Annotated in this window: 18 protein-coding genes; 15 read left to right on the top strand and 3 right to left on the bottom strand. The window is 45.3% G+C overall.

Annotation, left to right across the window (positions count from 1 at the left end; all coding sequences use genetic code 11):
• Positions 1-5 precede the first annotated feature (5 nt).
• Positions 6-1067: a rhodanese-related sulfurtransferase gene (locus GJU87_RS06700; RefSeq protein WP_153638824.1), complete on the top strand. Its 1062-nt coding sequence runs from the start codon at positions 6-8 to the stop codon at positions 1065-1067.
• A 108-nt stretch (positions 1068-1175) separates the two neighbouring features.
• Here the strand turns inward: GJU87_RS06700 and GJU87_RS06695 are convergent, their stop codons facing one another.
• The 3 genes from GJU87_RS06695 to GJU87_RS06685 form a co-directional block, all read right to left on the bottom strand.
• Positions 1176-2555, bottom strand: coding sequence for an MFS transporter (locus GJU87_RS06695; RefSeq protein WP_153638823.1), 1380 nt, complete (start codon positions 2553-2555; stop codon positions 1176-1178).
• 243 nt (positions 2556-2798) lie between these two features.
• Positions 2799-4403, bottom strand: a complete 1605-nt coding sequence (locus tag GJU87_RS06690) for a fumarate hydratase (protein WP_153638822.1) — start codon at positions 4401-4403, stop codon at positions 2799-2801.
• Positions 4404-4521: 118 nt separating this feature from the next.
• Positions 4522-5283, bottom strand: a complete 762-nt coding sequence (locus GJU87_RS06685; protein WP_153638821.1) for an MBL fold metallo-hydrolase — start codon at positions 5281-5283, stop codon at positions 4522-4524.
• A gap of 344 nt (positions 5284-5627) precedes the next feature.
• Here GJU87_RS06685 and GJU87_RS06680 point away from each other — a divergent pair, with 344 nt between their 5' ends.
• The 14 genes from GJU87_RS06680 to alr all read left to right on the top strand — a co-directional run bounded on the left by GJU87_RS06680 (position 5628) and on the right by alr (position 23706).
• Positions 5628-8594 (top strand): ATP-binding protein, encoded by a 2967-nt coding sequence (locus GJU87_RS06680; RefSeq protein ID WP_153638820.1) that lies wholly within the window; start codon positions 5628-5630, stop codon positions 8592-8594.
• Entirely contained in the window at positions 8591-9781 is a 1191-nt protein-coding gene (locus GJU87_RS06675; RefSeq protein WP_153638819.1) for a hybrid sensor histidine kinase/response regulator, read from the top strand. The genes GJU87_RS06680 and GJU87_RS06675 overlap by 4 nt, the downstream gene beginning before the upstream one ends.
• Before the next feature lie 130 nt (positions 9782-9911).
• Positions 9912-10853 (top strand): KH domain-containing protein, encoded by a 942-nt coding sequence (locus GJU87_RS21330; protein WP_194831464.1) that lies wholly within the window; start codon positions 9912-9914, stop codon positions 10851-10853.
• 149 nt (positions 10854-11002) lie between these two features.
• Positions 11003-11494, top strand: a complete 492-nt coding sequence (locus tag GJU87_RS06660; protein WP_153638816.1) for an RNA polymerase sigma factor — start codon at positions 11003-11005, stop codon at positions 11492-11494.
• A complete protein-coding gene (locus tag GJU87_RS06655) occupies positions 11495-12364 on the top strand; it encodes a FecR family protein (RefSeq protein WP_153638815.1) in 870 nt (289 codons plus the stop codon). It begins immediately after the preceding gene.
• 3 nt (positions 12365-12367) lie between these two features.
• Positions 12368-14899, top strand: a complete 2532-nt coding sequence (locus GJU87_RS06650; protein ID WP_153638814.1) for a TonB-dependent receptor — start codon at positions 12368-12370, stop codon at positions 14897-14899.
• 364 nt (positions 14900-15263) lie between these two features.
• Positions 15264-15815 (top strand): hypothetical protein, encoded by a 552-nt coding sequence (locus GJU87_RS06645; protein ID WP_153638813.1) that lies wholly within the window; start codon positions 15264-15266, stop codon positions 15813-15815.
• 165 nt (positions 15816-15980) lie between these two features.
• Positions 15981-16286 carry a putative quinol monooxygenase gene (locus GJU87_RS06640; RefSeq protein WP_153638812.1) on the top strand — a complete coding sequence of 102 codons (306 nt, stop codon included), beginning with the start codon at positions 15981-15983 and terminating at the stop codon, positions 16284-16286.
• On the top strand, positions 16283-16804 hold the full coding sequence (locus GJU87_RS06635; protein WP_153638811.1) for a GNAT family N-acetyltransferase: 522 nt from the start codon (positions 16283-16285) through the stop codon (positions 16802-16804). Before GJU87_RS06640 ends, GJU87_RS06635 begins: the two co-directional genes overlap by 4 nt.
• A 256-nt stretch (positions 16805-17060) precedes the next feature.
• Positions 17061-18989 carry a prolyl oligopeptidase family serine peptidase gene (locus GJU87_RS06630; RefSeq protein ID WP_153638810.1) on the top strand — a complete coding sequence of 643 codons (1929 nt, stop codon included), beginning with the start codon at positions 17061-17063 and terminating at the stop codon, positions 18987-18989.
• A gap of 186 nt (positions 18990-19175) precedes the next feature.
• Entirely contained in the window at positions 19176-20039 is an 864-nt protein-coding gene (locus GJU87_RS06625) for a pyruvate, water dikinase regulatory protein (RefSeq protein WP_153638809.1), read from the top strand.
• A gap of 108 nt (positions 20040-20147) precedes the next feature.
• Entirely contained in the window at positions 20148-21215 is a 1068-nt protein-coding gene (locus tag GJU87_RS06620; protein WP_153638808.1) for an aldehyde reductase, read from the top strand.
• Positions 21216-21402: 187 nt separating this feature from the next.
• Positions 21403-22545, top strand: a complete 1143-nt coding sequence (locus GJU87_RS06615; protein WP_153638807.1) for an amidohydrolase — start codon at positions 21403-21405, stop codon at positions 22543-22545.
• A gap of 3 nt (positions 22546-22548) precedes the next feature.
• Positions 22549-23706: an alanine racemase gene (gene alr, locus GJU87_RS06610; RefSeq protein WP_153638806.1), complete on the top strand. Its 1158-nt coding sequence runs from the start codon at positions 22549-22551 to the stop codon at positions 23704-23706.
• Positions 23707-23843: the final 137 nt, after the last annotated feature.

Raw genomic sequence — 23843 nt, 5'->3', positions numbered from 1 at the left:
ATAAGATGTTTCTCTACAATCGAATTAACAAAGAAGAGCTGAAGAAGCAATTGATGGCGGAAACGTTTAACCGGAAAACCATTTCGTTTTACCGTTATCATTACATCGACAACCCGGGTGAAATCCGTGATCAACTGTATCGTGAATGGTTCCCCCTGGAATGTTTCGGTCGTATTTACGTCGCGCGCGAAGGCATCAATACACAAATGAGCGTTCCGGAACACAACATGGAAGCCTTCCTGGAAACGCTGGCCAAATTCGACTTACTGAAAGACATCCCGATTAAATATGCCATCGAAGACGACGGCAAATCCTTTTACAAGCTCACCATCAAGGTGCGCCCGAAGATTGTAGCCGACGGTCTTGACGAACGCACATTTGATGTAACCAATGTAGGTAACCATTTGAGTGCGATGGAATTCCACGAATTAGCTGGTAAAGACGATACCATCATCGTGGATATGCGCAACTTCTACGAAAGCGAGATTGGTCATTTCGAAGGCGCCATTTGCCCGGAAGCCGACACGTTCCGTGAGGAAATTGAGATGGTGGTTGAACAATTACAGGATAAGAAAGACGAGAAGATTTTGTTGTACTGTACCGGAGGTATTCGCTGTGAAAAAGCAAGCGCTTATCTGCGTCATTTCGGATTCAGCGATGTGAATCAGTTGCACGGTGGAATTCTGGAATATGCACGGCAAATCAAAACAGAGAATCTGCAGTCGCGTTTTGTCGGAAAGAACTTTGTGTTTGACGAAAGGCTGGGCGAAAGTGTCGACGGCCAGATTATTTCACATTGCCACCAATGTGGAAAACCGTGCGATACACACACGAACTGCGCCAATAACGCCTGCCACTTGCTCTTCATTCAGTGCCCTGAATGTGCTGCTCAATACGATGGTTGCTGTTCAGACGAATGTCGTGATGAGAAACATGATCCGGAAAAGAATACCGGTGCACGGAAAAAAGAGTATCAATTCGGTAACCGGAAGAGAAATCGTGTCAGTCTCGGCTTGAAAAAGAAACTGGAGAGTGAGCAGATAGAACAGGAAACTGTTTCAGAATAAAATAGAAAACCACCTAGATTTCCAACATATCATAAAAGTTTAGCCCAACTTCCTCATCGGATGTTGGGCTATTTATTTTTTAAGCCTCTCGGCTGAATAATCTTCTTCTTATTCCCGAACGCTGGTTGCCAGTTCTACTTTCCGGCTTTTTAAACGAATGGAAAATAAGGTCATCACCAGTATCATCACCGCCAGGTAGAAAAACAAATTCTGATAACCTTTGATACCTTCTTCTGATGCAGTTATTGCGCCAATGATGGCACCTCCCAGCATCTGTCCAATACTGATAAAAATGGTTACCAATCCTTGCGTTGTTGCTCGTTCCGCTGCCGAAACTTCATTCAGCATGATGTAACGCAACGAACTGCCAGACGGAACGGAAAGTCCCAGTCCGATTAAGGCTCCAGCCAGATAGAAAAAGCTGCGACTTCCTTCCACTTCATGCATCAGGTAGTAACCCACAATAGCAATTACCAAACCAATCAGTATAACCAAACGTGAGCCAACCGCATCGAGCATGCGGCCAAACAAAGGCGAGCCAACTGCAATGGCCAGAACAGCCGGTAATAGCATAAAGCTGGCTTTCGCCGAAGTGACTCCGAATACATCGACCACGAAATCGGGAACAAATACAAATGATGCCTGCAAAACTCCTGTTCCGAAAGCGATGAGTGCCACCAACCGTATTTGCCGGCTTTGAAACATATTCACGCGAACCACCGGATTTTGTGCATCCTTCTCAACACGAACGAACACAAAAAGTAAAGCCACTGATGCCACTAAAAAGGGCAGAACCCGCATCGAAGCCAAACTACTGAAGAATCCGGAAGTGCTGGTACGGTTAATTCCCAGCGCAAAGGCGCCAAGTAAAAGTCCAAGCAAAACAATTCCTTTCCAGTCGAGCACCGTCGAGCTTTCAATTCTTTTGTTGGGCAAAATGCGGAAACTTCCCCAGATGATAAGGGCTGCAATTGGCAGATTGATCAGGAAAAGGTAGTTCCAGGAGAAGAACGACAGCATTGTTCCGGCAATCACCGGCCCGATAATGAATGCCAAGCCGAAAACCGCACCGATAAGACCGAGGATCCTCCCTCGTTTCTCAGGCGGAAACACATCACCAACTACTGCGGATGCAACCGGGAAAATACCGCTCGAGCCAAATCCCTGCACAGCGCGTCCGAGTATCAGCATATCGAAGGTATGCGAAAGTGCAACAATGAGTGAACCGATGGCAAACAAAAAGACGGAAAGCATGTATATGCTTCTTCGTCCAAAACGGTCGGAAAGCTTGGCAAACAGAGAAATTCCAACGAGATTGAACAACACATAGATGGAAAAAATCCATCCCAGTAATCGCTGACTGACAGCAATATCCTTTGAGATGGACGGTATGGCCGGCCCTACAATCGAAATGTCAAGGGCTCCCATCAGAACACCCACAAAAAGCACCAGCAGTATGTTTCGGTTACTGCGTTTATTTTGCTCCATAATAAAAAATCGTTTTTAAAATATTTTCAAAACTCCGCCAGTTAGGAATGGTCAGCAAACAACTTAGAGAATAACCGTAATGTTGCCTGAATGTTTACGTGCGTTCAGCGAAAAAGCAACAAACGTGAGTTGACTGCAAAGTAACAATATGTTACCAACCCGACAACACTATTTTTCTTAAGAAACACATAAAAAAAGCTGCACCCAACGATGCAGCTTTCTGTGATATTGTGCAAATTCGATTTACAACATCTCGAAGAAATCGTTTCCTTTATCGTCAACGATGATGAAAGCCGGGAAGTTTTCGACTCGAATCTTACGAACCGCTTCCATTCCCAGTTCGGGAAAATCAACCACTTCAACCGATTTGATGTTATCCTTCGCCAGAATAGCGGCTGGTCCACCAATCGATCCCAGATAGAAGCCACCGTGCTTTTTACAGGCATCGGTTACAACTTTCGAACGGTTTCCTTTAGCCAGCATAACCATCGATCCTCCCATGCTTTGGAACAGGTCCACATACGGGTCCATCCGGTTAGCCGTTGTCGGACCAAAACTACCTGACGGCATTCCTTCCGGAGTTTTTGCCGGTCCGGCGTAATAAACCGGATGATTCTTGAAATATTCCGGCATCGGCTCCCCTTTGTCGACCATCTCTTTGATTTTCGCATGAGCGATATCGCGGGCCACAATCAGTGTTCCTTTCAGATTCAAACGGGTTTTCACCGGATATTTCGTCAGTTCCTTCAGCACATCGGCCATTGGCTGATCCAAGTCTATTTCAACCGGAGGCGCCAGTTCCGGGGCTTTCGCCGGAAGGAAACGAGCCGGATTCTTTTCCAGTTGCTCTACAAAAATACCTTCCTCCGTAATTTTTGCCTTGATGTTACGGTCGGCACTACAGCTGACACCCACACCAACCGGACAAGACGCAGCATGACGCGGCAGACGAATCACCCGAACATCGTGCGTGAAGTACTTACCGCCGAACTGAGCACCAATGCCAAACTCTTCTGCCATTTTCTGCACTTTGGCTTCCCACTCCAAATCACGGAATGCCTGTCCACCATCGTTTCCTTCGGTAGGCAGATTATCCAAATCACCAGCCGAAGCCAGTTTCACGGTTTTCAGGTTTCCTTCCGCAGAAGTTCCGCCAATCACAATCGCCAGGTGATACGGAGGGCAAGCTGCTGTTCCCAATTCTCTGATTTTCTCTTTGACGAACTTCGTCAAAGATTCCTCGTTCAGTAGCGACTTTGTTTGCTGATACAAATAGGTTTTATTCGCTGAACCACCTCCCTTTGTCAGGAAAAGGAATTCGTATGAATTGCCGGGCTTTGAGTACACGTCAATCTGGGCCGGCAAGTTGGTTCCGGTATTTTTCTCTTCGAACATGGTATAAGGCACCACCTGCGAGTAGCGAAGGTTGCGGTCGCCGTAGGTATTGAAAATTCCCTTCGACAGGAATTCAGCATCATCCACGCCAGTGTAGACATCCTCGCCTTTTTTGGCCATCACAATCGCGGTTCCGGTGTCCTGGCAAGTCGGTAAATCACCACTAGCCGAAACTTCTGAGTTTTTCAGCAGCGTATAGGCAACAAAACGGTCGTTATCCGTCGCTTCCGGATCATCCAGAATTTTAGCCACCTTCTCGAGGTGCGCCGGGCGAAGGTAAAACGAAACATCAGCAATTGCTTCCTGTGCGAGCAATTCCAATCCTTTCGGGTCCACTTTCAGAATTTTCCGGCCGGCGAACTCTACGGTCGAAACATAATCTTTTGTCAGAAGACGGTATTGCGTCTTATCTTCCTTTACAGGAAAAGGTTTTTGGTACTTAAATTCAGCCATGATTTTATCCCAAATATTGTTATTTATCCTGAATGCTTCCGGCTATGCCGGAAGATTCGTATAGTTCATTGTAAAGCGTAACAAATATATACATAATGCAGTGAAGAATGAATCTCAACTAATCGATTCTCACCACATCAGTCGGTGCATGACGCGATGTCAACCGAACATCATATTTATCTGATATCAAACCAAATGACTCCATTGCCAACTCCGGTGTATTGTTCTCGGCCGAGATATGAGAAAGAAAAATGAGCCCCAGCTCCTCTCCTGCCTGCTCCTGCACCAAATTAAGTGCCTGTACGTTCGATAAGTGACCATTTTTCGAACCCACCCGCTGCTTTAAATAATACGGATACGGGCCATTCAACAGCATCGGCTCGTCGTAGTTGGTTTCCAGAAAAACCGCCTGGCATTGCGTGAAATGCTGCTGCAAATTTTCGCAGGGCTCACCAATGTCGGTAAACACTCCAATATGTTTATTATTTAGTTCAATCCGAAAGCTGCAAGGTTCGACCGCGTCGTGATTTTTCAGAAAAGAATGAACCGTAATGGAACCTATCATAACCGATTCTCCCGGCTTGAAAAACCGTGGACTGTTGGGTTGCACTCGACGGGAAAGTTTCAGGTATGTTTGTGCCGTGAAATAAACCGGGATGCTATATCGCTTGGAAAACACCCGGACGCCGCGCACATGGTCGGCATGTTCATGCGAAACGAAAACGGCTTTAATCTTCTGTAAGTCCAGTCCTTTTTCGGCCATTCGCTGCACCGCCTGTTTGGTCGAAATTCCCAAATCAATGAGCACAGCCTCCTTCTCGTTTCCTACATAATAGCAGTTTCCGTTACTTCCCGATGCAATAGCACAAATTTCAATCATCTCGCCTTTTCTGAAAATAAATGCTAAGATAAAACAGCCTGAGTGAATGTGCATGCTGTTGTTGAAAAATCACTTCGTTAAAATCAGTCAGAAAACAAATTTTCCCATATCCTTATATGCAAAAACGGGTTCTGACCGACTAAAATATTCATTTATAAAAACATCAATAAATTTTGCTATACTATGCTTATTTAGTCTGCATTACATTTTCACACGAACGGAAATATTCTGAAAAAAAAGACGTTAATTTATCATAAACCGAGCTCTTAGACCACCCAAAAATCATTTTCCAAAACCTGGACGACAATAGTATGAACCATTAGAATTGTTTGCGACAACAGAACATGAGCTCTGACAAACCGCACCTCTCTTCGATTGTTCAACAAGGATGGCAAAAGCTTTGCCGGCTGACATCCCTGTATATCAACACGTCTGTTCGTTTAACGGTTACCTCCACTCCTCACTGTACTAAATCCGTTGAAGCATCTCCTGAATGTTGTCAAATCAAAAGGCATGACGGATCAATTTTCGGCTACCTGACCATCGAAAGAGTAATCGAGTCCCACGACATTCGTCCGCTGACAACTCTAAAAGAGATGATTGAATCTGACTTAAAGACTATTTCCGAAGAGTCGGTTCATTCAATTTCATCTCCTGGCGATTCAACTCGGGGACTGGAAAAAATATTGCAAACATCACTGGAGGCCAACAACGAAGGCGTTTTGCTGCTGAATACAGATGGAGAAATTATCCATTACAATAGTCAGTTAATCAAGATGTGGAACCTGGAGCCTCTTGTTAAAAAAGATGCTTCAGCGGCCGAATTATCTGATTTCACAAAAAGTCAACTTATCAACTCTTCCCTGACAATAAAAGGATATTCGGAGAAGCCGGAAAGGTTTAGCAAGAACCAAAAGACGGACACGCTCTATTTAAAAGACGGAAGAACAATTGAACGCACTTCCCTTCCTGTTATAGAAAAAGAGCACACCATTGGCAGAGTTTTCAGCTACCGCGATATTACTCCCGAAAGACAAACCAGGCAAGAGCTGGAGGAAAAAAGCAACATCCTCGACACGATTTTCGATCAGACGCCTATCATCATGATGCTGGTGGACGAGAAGGCCCGGATTGAAAAGATGAACAAGCCCGGAGCTGAACTCAGTCACTTTGGTTCTGACTCCGATCTTGTTGGCAAACTAGTCGGCGATATCCTACATTGCGTCAACGCCTACCCCAATGCTTGCGGAACGACTCCCAATTGCAGGCATTGCGCCATTCGGCAAACACTCAATCGCACCATTCAAAGCGGAACAGGCGAATACAAGGTCGAGGGAACCATGCAGATCAAACACGGTAATGCAAACATCACCCGGCATGTATTGATTTCATCGGCAACCATACAAACTTCGGGAGAGAGAAAATACCTGCTGAGCATTGATGACATCACGGAAAGGTATTTGGCAGAAAAGTCTCTCATAGAAAGTGAAAACCGCTTCAGAAATTTATTTGAATACACTCCCATTGCCTATCAATCACTTGACAAAAATGGCTGTATCCTGGATATTAACCACGAATGGAGCAAACTCACCGGTTATTCACGGGAAAATATTATCGGGCAGCCGTTTGGGAAGATATTCAGTAACGAAACAAAAGAATTGTTCCCCGTTGTTTTTGAAAAATTTGCCAACGAAGGCTACATCAATGATCTGGAACTGGCGCTGGAACGAAAAGACGGGCAATTGATAACCGCTTTGGTCACCGGACGTGTTCAATATGACAAAGAGGGAAATTACCTACGCTCACATTGTATCTTGCTCAATTTCACGGAGCGAAAACAAATTCAAAAAGAACTAATTCAGGCCAAAGAAAAAGCAGAAGAAGCGACGCGCATCAAAAGTGCCTTTCTGGCCAACATGTCGCACGAGATACGAACCCCGATGAACGCCATCCTGGGATACGCCGAAATTCTGAATCAAAGCGTTACGAATCCCACACACCGGGATTACCTTTCCTCCATGCAATCGAGCGGGAAAGTATTGATGAATCTGATTAATGACGTTCTCGATTTCTCGAAGATTGACGCTGGAAAACTGGATCTAAAAGAAAGCCCGGTTGATATTCGTCTTTTGATGAAGGAAATTGTCGACACATTCCGGTTAAAAGCCTCGCAAAAGGGAGTCAGGTTGTTGATTGAGATTTCAGAAAGCACGCCCCGGGTACTTCAATTGGACGAACTCCGGCTTCGTCAAATCATGCTCAACTTAATCAGTAATGCATTAAAATTTACAGACAAGGGACACATCCGGATTGACGTTTCAACTACGAATCTAGGCGATACTTCTTCAACCATTCTTCTTCGTGTGGAAGATACAGGGATCGGAATTGCTGACAAGGAACAGAAAAAAATATTCGAGGCTTTTGAGCAAATCGACAATCAGGACAGTAAAATATACGGAGGAACAGGCCTGGGACTCGCCATCACACACCGGCTGATTAAACTAATGGGCGGCGAAATCAGGCTTGAAAGCAAAGTAAATAAGGGAAGCACCTTCTCTATCACCTTAGCCGATATTACCGTTGTAAAAGATGCAGATGAAATAGTCGGTCAGAAAAAATCAAATATCGATAACCGAATTCAGGTCGGCACCAGTATACTGATCGTTGATGACAATCGCGCCAACCGAAAAGTTACCCGTGAATTTTTCGGCGGAAGCCGGGTAAAAATTTCCGAAGCAGAGAACGGAGCCCACGCGCTGGAAATAATGAGACAAATGGAGCCTCAACTAATAATCATCGATTTAAGGATGCCCGGGATGAGTGGTTTCGAGACAGCCCGAAGCATCAAAAACAATCCGCAATGGCAAGATATTCCACTTATCGCCTACACTGCTTCCGAGCTGACAGCCGAAGAAAAAGAGCAATACCCCAATCTGTTCAAAGCGCTGCTTAGGAAACCGATAGAACGAAAGAAATTCCTTCAAACAGTTGCCAATTGCCTACCACCGGTTAACGAAAAAAACAACCTCCGTTTACAACATGGCAATGAATCCGCTTCAGCCATTTCAGAGGAAAATGAACACGAACTACTGCAAAAATGGAATAGCATGCAGAGAATCAGGCCGCGAAAGATGATGAAGGAGTTCATCGAAGAAATTACTGCGAGAACAGAAATAATGCACGACCCGGAATTAAAAAGTTATTTGCAAGAGTTGGAGCATGCATTTCACACGTTCAATATAGAGAAAGAAGAAACGCTCTTCCACGCCTTTCCGGAAATTATTGCCAGGCTAAAAACTGAAAAATTATGAATAACCATCACGCAAGAATATTAATCGTCGACGACAATCCACGTAACATCCAGATTTTAGCCAAGCTGTTGACGGAACAGGGCTATCAACCCGAATACGCCATGAATGGAGAAGAAGCGCTGGAATGGTGCTCGCTGGAAGTTTTCGACCTGATATTGCTGGATGTGATGATGCCGGACATGGATGGCTTTTCCGTTTGTCAGCAGATTAGAGAGTCAGATAACAACGCTGAGACGCCGGTGATATTTCTAACGGCAAAAACCGACATGGAGAGTATAAAAAAAGGGTTTCAAAGTGGCGGAGTCGATTATATCAGCAAGCCATTTGCCTTCGATGAACTGCTTGCCCGCGTTGAAACACAAGTGGAATTAAGCCTAAGCCGCAAAAAGCTAAAAGAGGTAAATCACTGGCTGGAAGATGAAGTGAAAAACCGGACCGAAGAGCTGGAAAGCCTCAATCAGCAACTGCTGAAAGCCAACGAAGAGCTGCACCTGTTGGACAAAGCCAAATCGGAGTTTATTCAGCTACTCAGCCATGAAATCAGGACGCCACTCAACGGCGTTCTGGGCTCACTGTCATTGCTCAAGAGCATTCAAATGGTTGGTGAGTCGAAGGAACTGGTAGAGATACTGGACTTATCGGTACAACGGCTCGAACGATTCTCTTTCATGGCTTTGGATGTCTCAAATCTTCGGTCACGAGGCAAACTGGCGTTGAACCGGGAAGAAACAGATTTAGATGAAATCGTTGAACTGGCTTTGGCCGAATTGTCTGATAAAATCAGATGTCATAACCTAAAGGTAATTCTACACCATAAACCAGAATTGGAGACTGTATTGACCATCGACAGAAAATACATCACCAAGGCGCTGATTAACCTGTTGGAAAATGCCATTTCGCATTCACCGGCCAACGGAACCATCTCCATCGACATCTGTAAAAAGAATCAGGTGCTACAAGTCACCATTAATGATGAAGGTGCCGGGTTCCCGGAAAAAATCATTGAGCATCCATTCAAACCGTTTTCCGCTTACCAACGTCACGATGCCAATTTTGGACTGGGACTACATTTAACAGAGTTAATCATGGAATCGCACAACGGGCAATTGCAAATTGGGAATAACGAATCGCATGGTGCTTTTGCCAGACTTATCTTTCATCCTGAATCGGCCCGGGTAAATGTCTAAGGCAATATCATCCATCAAAACGGAGTCGCTTCTCATTATTCCTTAATATTTTTTTCGAAACAAGGTAGGGTAACTCATGCCTCATTCGGTGTAAGGTTAAAAATCAATAATTAACCAAAACATCAATGACATGAGAAATCTTGCATTCGCACTTGTCGCACTGGCCGGTATCGCATTTTTTGGTTGTACCGAAAAATCGGCTGACCTCGAATCCACACCGGAAATCACTGATGCCCAACTGACCAAATCAGTTTCCACCATCATCAGCGATGAAAGTACCATAGAAGCCGTTTCGGAAGAAGTAAATTATGAAGTTGATTTTATTTCAACGGCTGAGTCTGCAATAAACGACTACTCCAGCACGCTCAAAAGTGCAGATCTGACAGAGGGCTATGGCTTTGGATACTATTATAATTTCCACAAACGGTATCGCAACGGTATTTGCCCGGGAGTAAATATCGCCATGGGAGATTCGGCTTTCCCAAAAACAATCATTGTCGATTACGGCGATAGCACAGTCCTGGCAAACGGTCGCGTACTAAGCGGAATCATTACCATTACCATTTCGGCCCCAATGTTTACCGATGGCGCCACCAGAACCGTTACGTTCGAAGATTTCAGTGTCGATTCCATCGGTATTGACGGAACAATCACCCGTGTTTACACTGGCGATGGGACGACTGAGCAAGTCTTCAGTTGCACCAGCGACCTGACCTTCACCATGCCTGACGGAACCACGATTCAGCGTATATCTGACAAAACCCGGACCTGGGTAGCCGGTCTGGATACCGAACTCGATCCGACGGATGATGTGATTGAAATAACAGGTTCAGTTCAGGTGATTGATTCGGATGGAAACGAGTACAGCTACGTCATTACCAGTCCGCTGGTTAAAACAGGTGAATGTCGTTTCATCACCGAGGGGGAAATTACCTACTCGCAAAACGGTGAAGTTTTCGCGGTAGTTGATTACGGTGATGGCACCTGTGACAATGTTGTAACGGTAACCACCAGCGATGGAACTACCGATATGACCATCCGGGAATTCTGCCTGTCACAAAAGCTTAGCTAACAAGTTTATCGTACTAAAAAAACCGCCATTTTGGAGTTCAGGCGGACAGCAGAGTTCATTTTTCATGCTCCCGGCAGCAATGCCGGGGGCTTTAAAGAGCAACAATTGAAAAGCGTTTTGTAAATTCGCTTATACTAAATAAGGTTCCTTTGACGCAAGAAGAATTTAAAGAATTATTCGACGCTCATTTTGATGCTATTCGCAATTATGTGTACTATCGTTCGGGCGACCCGGAATTAGCCACCGATATTGCACAGGATACGTTCATGCGGTTATGGGAGAAGAAATACCTGGTAAAGCCAGACAATATCAAAGGTCTGTTGTATAAAATGGCCAGCGACTTGTTTGTCAGCTCGTACCGCCGGCACAAACTGGCAGTCAATTTTTCCATCAAACAACATCATAATTCCCGTAACCAGGAAGAAAGTCCGGAAGCTCAACTCCAGTACAAAGAACTGGAGAAACGTTATGAAACCGCACTTCGGCGAATGCCGGAAAAACAACGAACCGTTTTTCTAATGAGCCGGATGGATGAATTAAAATACCACGAAATAGCCGCTAGCCTCGGCTTAAGTGTCAAAGCAGTTGAGAAAAGAATGAAGAATGCCCTGGCATTCCTGAAAAAGACGATGGAGAATTAAATGAAGAAGAATTTACCATATAACGACAACCAGTTCCACGAAGATTCGCCGGACCAGTATCCCAAAATCGAGTATCCGTATTCGCGCTCGAAAGAGGATGTGTGGGAAGCGTTTTCGAAGGAAATGAATGCCGGAAAGGAACCGGAAAAGAAAGTCAGAAGGCTGAATCCTTACAGGCTGGCTGCTGCCGCTGTAATCATCGTCTTACTGGCCACCACTGCATTTCTCCGGTTCTATAGCCAAACGGTCAATGCTCCGGCAGGCCAACATCTACTGGCACTTCTTCCCGACAGTTCAACGGTCAATCTGAATGCCGGTTCATCCATCACCTACCATCCTTACTGGTGGAAAATCGCCCGCACTGTCAAACTCGACGGTGAAGGTTTCTTTAAAGTACAAAAAGGAAGCCGGTTCGATGTCGTTTCGAAATACGGTGAAGTGACGGTTTTGGGAACCAGTTTCAACATTTATGCCCGCGGCGATGATTACAAAGTGACCTGCTTCACCGGAAAAGTTCGCGTAGAGTCCATCGTTACCCACGAGAATATTATCCTTCAACCGGACCAGCATGCATACCTTGAAAAGGACGGAAACCTGAAAGTTGTGCAGCACTACGATGTGAAACAATCGAATGCCTGGATGCACGACATGTTCATCTTTACCGGGACGCCCATTAAACTGGTATTCCAAGAGATTGAACGGCAGTACAATGTTCAAATCAAGGTAAGAAATAACCTGAATTACACCTATAGCGGAAATTTCACACGAAATATGCCGGTTATTGAAGTACTGCAGTACGTTTGTGAGCCATTTGGGCTTACCTTTGTAAAACAGTCAAAAAACGTATACCAGATCGAACAAAGCCACTAAACCGTGAAGCGAAAAATCGTTGTCGTCATTTTCATTCTTCTTGCTTTTGGAACTACTGCCTCCGCTCAGAAATACGAAATCAGTGCACAAAATATGGCATTGAACCAGGTTCTTATAGGATTACGTGACAAATACAACCTCCACTTTTCATTCAACGACAACGCTTTATCACAATATCATGTATCCGTTTCCGGCTCGTACAATACACCCGAAGAAACTATTGCAGCACTACTAAAAGGTCTTCCTCTAACCTGGCGAAAGAGGGGGACTGTTTTTATTATCCTTCCGGAAGAAAAAAAGCCGGAAGCACCGAAGACTTTCTCCCTTTCGGGACAAGTGCTGGAAGCCATCACACACGAGCCGCTCGCCTACTCCAACGTCCTGATAAACGACCATGGCCTGGCGACCGATTTGAAAGGCAGTTTTCATTACCTCTCTTCTACCGACAGTATTTTTCACTTGCGGGTTTCTCATCTGGGCCACTACATACTCGACACCGTTTGTGCCCCCGGAAATAACTACCGGTTTGTTCTCACGCCTTCCAGTATCGGCCTTAAAGAGATTGTTGTAGAAAACAAAGTCATCGAGAAAGCCACGCAAATTGGCAATGCGCCCGGAGTAATGCGTTTGAATCACCAGATTGTGCAATTCCTTCCGGGAAATGATGACAACTCAGTTTTCAATCTTCTTCGTCTGCAACCGGGTGTTCTGGCTGCCGGAGAACAATCCAACGGATTGATTATCTGGGGAAGTTACGAAGGGCACAGTCAGGTACTTTTCGATGGATTCACGTTGTGGGGATTGAAAAACTTCAACGACAACATCAGCGCTGTGAACCCGCTGGTAGTAAAAGATATTCAGGTGATGAAGGGTGGTTATGATGCACGTTATGGTGAACGGGTCGGTGGCATCGTCAACATTGCCGGGAAAAACGGTTCAACTTACAAGCCGGGGCTCAATCTGGCGCTGAATAATGTTACAGCCAACGGCATGCTGGAAGTTCCTCTTTCAAAAAAATCATTCATTTTATTGGCCTTTCGGCAGACCTATTACAATCTCTACAATCCCGATGATGTAAAATATACCGGAACCACCACTACCACAACAGGCGGCCAGGGACCGGGCCCTGGAGGTGGGCAGGGACAAAATTCTCTCAGCGTCAATGTACGTCCGGACTACACGTTTCATGACGCCAACATTCGTTTTTCAACGCGCGGCGAGAATGGCGACCTTTTTTACGTCAGTTTGCTGGGAGGTGAAGACCAGTTCAAATACACGCTCAACCGAACCAATACTCAATTCGATATTTCGAAATCGACACAGGAAGACAATCGACAGCTAGGCGGCTCCGTTTACTACGGAAAAACCTGGAACAGAGGAAATACCTCTAGTTTGACCATCGAATATTCCAACCTGGATAACAAAATTCGCAGCGACTACCAAAACCGGTTCGGTCCGGGAAGAGGACTCGCCAGCTGGACCAATTCCAATACCGACAACCAGGTTTCGCAGTTTTCTTTAAAGAATGCCAACCGTTTTGCCATCGATAAACTAAACACGTTGGAAACGGGCTTCGGTCTGTTTGCCGACCAGGTGAAGTTAGTCAACGACACAACCGAAATCAATCTTTCTTCGCAGGAAACGAACTTGCAGCGCCTAAACTTTTATGCACAGGACCATATTGCCCTTACGGGAAATGTTCAGCTAAAGGCGGGTTTCCGGTTCGATTTGCCATTTGACCAGCAAAAGTTGTTTATACAGCCGCGGGTTTCAGCCAGTATTCCGGTTAGTCAATCCGTGAAATTCAATGCGGCATGGGGCATTTATAACCAGTTCATCAGCAAGAGCACCGTAATTGACGCGGTCGGTAATTACCAATATCTGTGGTTCGGCTCCGATGGCACAGATGTCCCGGTCCTGAAAGCGACGCATTACGTGAGTGGCTGGTCGTTTCATGGCAAGAATTTCCTGGCCAGTCTGGAAGGATACTACAAAGATATCGACGGCTTAACACAATTCCGGACCGATGCCGAAACCGGGGTTCAAACCCATGTGCATGGAAAAGGACGAAGTTATGGTCTCGATTTGTTCCTGAAAAAGGATTTTCATGGGCATTCCGTTTGGCTTTCCTATTCATTAGGCAAAGCCGAAGAAAAATTTCTGACAGCGGATTACCAACGAGCACCGCAAGACCAGCGACATGAGTTAAAACTGGCCGGCATCATCAATCTCAAACCGTTTTACTTGTCAGCCAACTATGTTTATGGTAGCGGATTCCCGCTTTACACCGACCCGACCGATCCCAATTCGTATACCGAACCAGACTACCAGCGAACCGACGTTGCAGCAACTTACCGCTTTTCAACGGCAAAAATCAGCGGTGAAGTGGCCTTTTCTATCCTCAACCTGTTCGACAATTACAACGTCAAATACTCCACGTTCGAAACCGTGCCCATAGACGACACCAATACTCTCCAGATTAATACCGAATCAGTTCCTTTCTCTCCCCGGCTCTCCGTTAGGTTAACGCTGTAACTCCTATTTCTACTAACATCTACGAATCAATAGTTTGCAACGCCATCTTCACAACCAAATGTTGCAAAATGTTGCTTTTTATCGTTTTTCCCTGAACAAGTGTTAAACCACATCCCCACCAGCTAAAATATCCTAAAAATGAGACCACTAAGCCAACCCATTTCAGGAAACATTGTTTGATAAGCCGAAAAGAAGATAACCATGTCTGGAATCTACAAAACGGCGAACGAAACAAAGTTCCCGGAAGTATTTTTCTCTTCCGGATGACGAAGAAATAAACCTCCGGCTACCTGTCTCAAAAAGACAGGCCCACTACAATCAGTGATTAAAAGGATAAAGATGTTAAACTCAAAATTTCAGGGTCATGAAAAAGTTAATGTTAGCAGGTATGATTGTGCTGGCCTTTACCCTGCAGGCCTTTGCACAGCAAGAGATGAAAGTACAGGTACCGATGGAGAAACTGGTCATTGACCAAAGTCAGGTACCCCAGGTTGTGAAAACAGCTGTAAGAAAAGATGTAGCAGATGGGCAGCCCGTTCAGTGGCATACATTCCCTTATGTATTTAAAAAATATGGATGGAATGTCATCAATCCGAAGCTAGTCAAGAAAGACAAGAAACCGGATCAATACGAGGTCTACATTAAAACCAACCATGGTGGCCGCATCGACGCAGTTTACGGAAAAGACGGAAATCTGGTAAGAATGCGGGAAGTTCTGAAAAATATTGAACTACCGATAAAAATTGACGACGCGATTGCGAAAAGCCAGTACAAAGACTGGAACATCTCCAAGGATAAGGAACTGATAACCGTTGGAGGAGAGCATGTGAAACATTATGTGGTCAAACTGTCAAAAGGAGATCAACACAAAACCCTTTTCATCGATGAGAAAGGGAATTTCCTCCCACATGTTTAAATGTGGCTACATATACTTCATTCAAAACTGCAGATTCCGGGATGAATCTGCAGTTTCTTTTTCCTCACACCTTCCCCTTGTCTCAGGTCCGATTAACACTTCACAATGCCGATAAATCTTCCAACTATTCTTATCTTGTAAATAACCTAAGCCTAACTGCATCTCATGAAAGAAGAAATGGTATCCATCCTGGTCATTTTTGAAACGAACAGTAACCTGGTCGAACGATTGCGCAGCTTGCTAGAAGTACTTTGTGAAATTGCCCGGGATGAGTATAAATGTCCACGTTTCGAGCTCTTTCAAAATACATACGCACCTGAAAAGTTTTATTTGATGGAAACCTGGCAAGATCAAAAAACCTGGGAAAAATATATTAGTTCGCCGGAGTTCAATTCGGCTATGGAAGAAATAAATAAAATACTTGTGTACCCAATACAAATAACAATGTTAAACAAGCTTTCACAAGCATGACGGTTCCGGTATTACATACCGATCGACTGTTTTTGCGGGAAATGCAACCAAAAGACAAGGAGCCTTTTATCAATTTTATGACCAACCGGGCATGTACCCGGTACCTCATGTTCACGAAAGAGCAAAAAACCCGTAAGGGTGCCCGCCGATTGTTCGATTACATCCTGAACAGTTACTTATCCAACGAACCGGTATTAGCCCTAACCGTTGCTTTAAAAGACAAAGACGAGATGCTTGGATCCGTCGGAGCATCGCCATTGGAAACTCAAGGTGTGTATGAGTGTTACTACACTTTGTTTCCCGGAATGACCGGCCACGGCTATGCGACCGAAGCAACCCGAAGACTGCTTCAATACCTTTTTCAGAATAAAAACGCAGCCGAAATAAGAGCTTATATGCACCCCAAAAACAAGGCAAGTCAACGCGTAGCCCAACGATTAGTAATGGAATACAAAGGCCTCCAAAAGCACCCTGTTTTCCAAACCAACGGACTATTGTATGTTAGTTATCCCGATTAGCTAACAGCCTCCTTTCCGGAATTTGTTCATTATTCCTTCCCTGTTTTGATTTTCATGAAAAGAGTGTAAATTTATAAGGCACTGAACACAAGACAGAAATGGCTATGGTTTTTCGTTCAGACTAACTTTAACCTGGTGAAAACTCTCTAACTGTTGCAGCACTATCGCTGCTCCCCGGAAAAAAGCTATCCCACATAAAACTCCGGATGCCTCATAATGAGACCATATATGCACTTATAATTTTAAAATGTAACTTATGAAAAAGACAGCCTTTCATGCTTTCATCCTGCTCCTGACGGTAACTATGTTTGCCTGTAAACAGAAACCGGAAGAACCTCAACGCACGGTCAAGCAGTACTCAATTGACCAGTTTTACAAGAACAAAAACATTTTTGGCGGACAATTCAATTCCGACGAATCGAAATTACTGATATGCAGTAACGAATCAGGTATTTACAACCTATACGAAATCAACCTCGATGACGGAACGAAAAAGCAGATTACCGATTCCAAAGTCGAGTCCATTTTCCCGGTTGATTACGTTCCCGGAACCGATCAGATTATCTATTCAGCCGATAAAGGCGGTAACGAAATCAGTCATCTTTATCTGCTTTCATCCGATAGCTCGGTTGTCGATCTGACGCCGGGGGAAAAAGAAAAAGCCAGTTTCGCCGGATGGAACAAAGACAAAACAGAAATGTACTACCTGTCGAATAAGCGCGACCCGCGTTTCTTCGATCTGTATAAGATGAAAATCGGAGAATGGAAGCCGGAAATGCTCTATCAAAACAACGACGGTCTTGAAATCAGCGGCATTTCGTGGGATGAGAAATACCTGGCACTGGCACAAAACATCACCACCAGCGAAACCAAACTTTTCCTGGTCGATTTGAAAACCGGACAGCGTACTGAGATATCACAACCCGATTTCCCCGGAATTTATACGGCTTCCGGCTTTAGTAAAGATGGTAGCTCATTTTTCTACCGGACCGATGCCGATTCAGAATTCATGTACCTCGTGAAATACAACATAGCGGACGGAAGTAGAGAACCGCTTTATCAGAGCAACTGGGACGTAGCCTTCAGTTACAATTCGGAGAACGAAAAGTACCGGGTCATTGGTGTGAACGAAGACGCCCGTAATAAAATCATCGTTTTGGACAATGCCACCGGACAAGAGGTTGCTTTCCCCGATATTCCGGATGGAAACATTCTCGGAGTATCCATTTCGGATAATGAAGATAAAATGCGCCTTTCGGTCGGAACCTCCAAAGCGCCGACCAATATCTACGTTTATGACTTCGGCACGAAAGAACTGAAAAAACTGACCAACTCGCTGAACCCGGATATCAATCCGGATGATTTGGTTGCAGCTGAAGTGGTGCGCTTCAATTCATTCGACAGTTTGAAAATACCGGCTATCTTCTACAAGCCGATTAATGCATCTGCCGATAACAAGGTACCAGCCCTGATCTGGGTACACGGAGGTCCCGGAGGCCAATCGAGAACCGGTTACTTTGCTTTGATTCAGTACCTGGTCAACCATAATTACGCTATCCTGGCAGTGAACAACCGGGGCAGTAGCGGCTATGGCAAAACCTTTTACAAAATGGATGATCAGGATCACGGTGACAAAGATTTGATGGATTGTATTTACGGGAAGAAGTATTTGCAAACGCTCGATTACATAGACCCGGAAAAGATTGGTATCATCGGCGGTTCGTACGGTGGCTACATGACCATGGCAGCCATGACTTTCCATCCCAATGAATTTAAAGTAGGTGTCGACTTATTTGGCGTTACGAACTGGTTGCGCACGCTAAAATCGATTCCGCCTTACTGGGAGTCTTTTCGAAAAGCGTTGTATGCAGAAATGGGCGATCCCTTTACTGCCGATTCAGTCCGTCTTTACAACATTTCGCCGCTGTTCCACGCCGACCAGATTAAAAATCCGGTGATGGTACTACAAGGGAAAAACGATCCGCGTGTACTGCAGGTGGAATCGGACGAAATTGTGAATGCAATGAAGCAGAACAACGTACCCGTAGAATATGTCGTCTTTCCCGACGAAGGACACGGCTTCCGGAAAAAGGAAAACGAAATTAACGGTTACGGAAAAATCCTGACCTTCCTCGATACCTATCTGAAAGGTTCAGGCGAAAATAATACCGAGATGAAACAATAGGTTATTCCGCGCAGGCGGGTTTCATTTCTTTTTTCAACGCTGATTTTAATTCCATGATTTACGGTGACCACCTTCTACTGTAAATCATGGAATTATTCGTATTTTAAGTAGGGAAACAATTTCGGCGCATTCGCAAAAGCAAGCGTTTCCAAATTGAATTCACCACCTAACTAACCACACGAACTTATGGAAAATAACAGAAAAGAACCGGCACATAAACTTTTCGTGGTTTCGGGAGGTCGCGGCGTTGCAGGTCACACCATGGTTCAATCGCTCCTCATTCAGTATCCTGACAACAAAATTCAGGTTATTATCATTCCCAATGTCCAAAGCAATGAAAAAATAAAAGAGGCAGTCTTGCGAGCAAAGAAAGCCAATGCACTGATTACCCACACCATGGTTAATTCCGCTTTGCGTCATGAACTATTAAAAGCCTGCCGTGAAGAAGGCGTTAAGGAGATAGACTTCATGGGACCGCTGGCTAATTACCTGGAAGATAAAATCGGTTTGAAGAGTGTAAATGTACCCGGACTTTATCGCCGCATCAACGCACAGTACTACGATCGCATCGAAGCCATTGAATACGCCATGAACCAGGATGACGGTTTAAATCCGAGACGATTGAAAGATGCCGAGATTGTGTTGACCGGGGTTTCGCGGAGTGGAAAAACGCCCCTTTCGGTCTACATGTCGATGTTCGGATGGAAAGTAGCCAATGTTCCGCTGGTAAAAGGTATTGAACCTCCGGAAGAACTGTTTCAGGTCGATCCGCGCCGCGTTTTTGGTCTTTCCATCAACCTTACTTACCTGGTCGCCCAACGACATAAACGCCTTTCGCAGCTGGGCTATGGCGACAATCCAAGCTACACCGACAAACGCAATGTTTCCGACGAATTACAGTACGCCAAAACGATTTTCGACCGCGGCGGCTTTACCGTCATCAACGTCACCAACAAACCTATCGAAACCAGCGCCAACGAAATCATCGGACACATTTACGACCGGTTTGGCGAACTGGAACGAAAGCACCAAAAGCCTCCTGAAAATTAGCGCCGACCGGATGCGTCCGAACATCGCTCTCTCCTCAGTTGTTATCAGTACATAGTTCAGGATAGGTTTGACGACCATCCTCGTTAAACGAAGACAAAAATCTACGATATGAAAACAAGTGTGCAAATCGACGCGTCCAAACCCGTTTTGGTCACAGGTGGTTCAGGTTATGTGGCTTCCTGGATAGTAAAGCAGTTGCTCGACGACGGCTTCAAGGTAAGAACGACTGTTCGCAATAAATCAAATACGGCCAAATATCAGCACCTGCTGGATATGGCTGAAAAATCGAAAGGGAAACTGGAAGTTTACGAAGCCGACCTGATGAAAGAGGGCTCCTTCCTGGAAGCCATGAAAGGTTGTGAGTTGCTGTTTCACACCGCTTCGCCTTTCAAGATCGCCGGCTTCAAAAGTGCCCAAAAAGATTTGGTCGATCCGGCTCTGCGCGGTACCCGGAATGTATTGCTGTCGGCAAACATTACGCCTTCACTGAAACGCATTGTGCTTACGGCCAGCGTGGCGAGCATGTATGGCGATGCTATTGAATCGACCAATACACCCAACGGAGTATTTACCGACCGCGACTGGAACAAGACCAGCTCGCTGACTCACCAGCCTTACTCCTACTCGAAAACCGTGGCTGAAAAAGAAGCGTGGAAAATGGAAGGCGAGCAAGACCAATGGGAACTGGTGACCGTCCATCCCGGATTCGTGCTAGGACCTTCACTCACACCGCGAACCGATTCCACCAGTATCGATTTCATGCTTTCGTTCCTGAACGGAAAATACAAAACCGGCGTCCCGGATCTCACTTTCGGCTTTGTTGATGTTCGCGATGTGGCCAAAGTTCACATAGCAGCGGGGATGACCCCTACAGCCAACGGTCGTTACATTGCCGTCTCCGAGTCGAAAACAGCCTTGGAAGTAGCGCAGATTCTTCGTGAAAAATACAACGGGAACTACCCCATCCCGTCAAAACTTGTTCCCCGTGCTTTGCTTTACCTGGTTGGGCCAATGATGGGATTCAAATGGAAATACCTGAAAAGGAATCTCGGATATGCGGTAAAATTTGACAACTCTCCAAGCATTAACCATTTGGGCATTCAGTACATTCCGCTGAAGCAAACCATCGAAGAGCACGCCGAACAAATCATAAATGAAGGATTGCTGAAAAAATAAGCGAACACAAGATGTTTTAGGAACTTTTGCAAAATGCTAAGAACTCCGGAATCAACTGCCTGCCAGTTAGCCGGAGTTTCGCTTTTTCTCTCCCGGGAAGAAAACAAAACAAATCCTTTACAAAAGATTAGGCTTATTTAACACTTAAATTATTTAATTTTCGTTTTCTAATTAAAAATCAGGGCTTATGTCAACCATTCAGGAAATTATCGAACTAAGACATACGTTACACCAACACCCCGAAGTATCGAACCGGGAAAAGCAAACGTCAGCCCGAATCAGAGACTTTGTTCAACGCTATCAACCCGATAAAACCATCGACATCAGCCATACCGGAAAAGCTTTCGTTTTTGAAGGGAAAAACCCTGGTCCTACCGTGATGTTCCGTGCCGAACTGGATGCTCTGCCCATTTTGGAACACACCAACGTCCCCTATGCCTCTCAAAATTCTGGTGTTGCACATTCGTGCGGACACGATGGACACATGTCGATGGTAGCCGGTCTCGCTCCTTACATCGCCGAAAATCGTCCGGAGAAAGGAAGAGCAGTATTGCTCTTTCAACCCGCAGAGGAGGTAGAGCAAGGCGCCCGTGATGTTGTCGAATCGCCGGCTTTCGCCGAAATAGAACCGGATTACGTGTTTGCCCTGCACAACATACCTGGCATCCCGAAAGGAAAAATCATACTTCGACGGGGAACTTTTTCGGCTGCATCCAAAGGCATGATCATCCGGTTAACCGGAAAAACCTCACACGCAGCCGAGCCGGAGAATGGCATCAGTCCGGTGAGATCCATCGAACAAATTATCCGGGGACTGTCGGAAATTCTTGAAGATAAATCGGCATTTGCCGACCTCGCCCTCCTCACCATCGTGCACATTCGTATGGGCGAAGTCACCTTTGGCACCACGCCGGGTGACGCCGAAGTAATGGTTACCCTTCGTGCGTACGAAAACGATGATATGCAAAAAATGACCGGTCTGGCCGAACAGGTTGTTGAGAAAGCAGCCGAAAACGAACAATTGAAATTTGCCATTTCCTATGTAGAAGATTTTCCGGCCTTGGTCAACAACGACCAGTGTGTCGACCTACTGGAAGAAGCTGTCCGCAAAAACGGATTCGATCATGCGTACCGGGAGCAACCGTTTAAATGGTCGGAAGATTTTTCGTACTACACGAAAAAATACAAAGGTGGCTTCTTCGGATTGGGTTCCGGTCCCGACCAGCCGCAATTACACAATCCAGATTTTAATTTTCCGGATGACATACTTGGCAACGGTATGGCCATCTTCCAAACTCTTTACGAGAAGCTGTTAATTGAAAACAAGTAATTCATGCAGGAAACCTCTGTCATTACGCTAAAAGAAAGCGCCCTCATTAACAATGTTCAGTTTTTGAAGAAAAAACTGGGTAAAAACGTCAAAATATCTTCGGTTGTTAAAGCCAATGCTTATGGTCACGGCATCGAGCAAATGGTTCCCATGCTCGAAAAGGCCGGTATCAACCATTTTTCTGTCTTCAATTTCGACGAAGCTCAGCGGGTTTGCCGCAGCCTGACGAAAAAAAGCACCGTGATGATTATGGGTTACATGGGCCGGGACCACATGCGGGAAGCCATTGACAAAGGATACGAATTCTTTGTCTTCAATCTCGAACGACTGGAACATGCCCTGGAAGAAGCCCGCGAACTGAATAAGTCGGCCAAAATTCATCTGGAGGTTGAAACCGGCATGAACCGAACCGGGCTGAACATGAATGAGCTGATAGAGGCCATCGACGTGATAAAAATGCAGCCGGAGCATTTCCAGGTAAGAGGTTTCTGTACCCATCTCGCTGGTGCGGAAAGTGTCTCCAACCACGTTCGCATACAGAAACAGCTGAAACGTTACCGGCAGATGAGTGCTATTCTGGAAAAGAATGAAATTACTCCCACATATCGTCATGTGGCCAATTCCGCTGCTGCCTTCGTTTATCCAAACGCCCGCCTCGATTTGGTTCGTATCGGTATTATGCAGTACGGCTTCTGGTCGAGTGCCGAAACCTTTATTCATTATATCAATCACAAAAAAAACCGGACCGACCCTTTGCACCGGATTTTGGGCTGGGAAAGCAAAGTAATGTCCATCAAACTCATTAAGACGGGAGAATTCGTTGGATACGGCAACCATTTCCTGGCACAACAGGACACACTTATGGCACTTATTCCGGTAGGCTATGCAACAGGTTATAGTCGTTCGCTAAGTAACAAGGGGCGCGTGCTCATTCGTGGCCGTAGTTGCAACGTAATTGGAATCGTGAATATGAATATGGTTGTGGTCGACATCTCTGCCATTCCCGAAGTGAAACTAGGCGATCAGGTGGTCATCATCGGTCGGCAGGGCGATGCCGAAATCAATGTTTCAGCTTTCAGTGATATCAGCAATGCCCTGAACTACGAAGTACTTTCGCGGCTTCCGATGAATATCGAACGGAAAATAATTCCGGCAGAATAATCCCGAAACACAACCTGGCTTCGGTTCAAAAAATCGGGTAAACAGTAAATAATTAAATCCGATGCGCAAAGGATTAGGATCCTATGCTTATAGAATTTTTTTTTCACGGCATAAAAAAAAATTCTATAAGCATAAAA

It is taken from the genome of Prolixibacter sp. NT017 (assembly GCF_009617875.1).
Taxonomy (GTDB): domain Bacteria; phylum Bacteroidota; class Bacteroidia; order Bacteroidales; family Prolixibacteraceae; genus Prolixibacter.
Note: the sequence above shows the minus strand (reverse complement) of the source record. Positions and strands in the feature narration are given on the sequence as shown.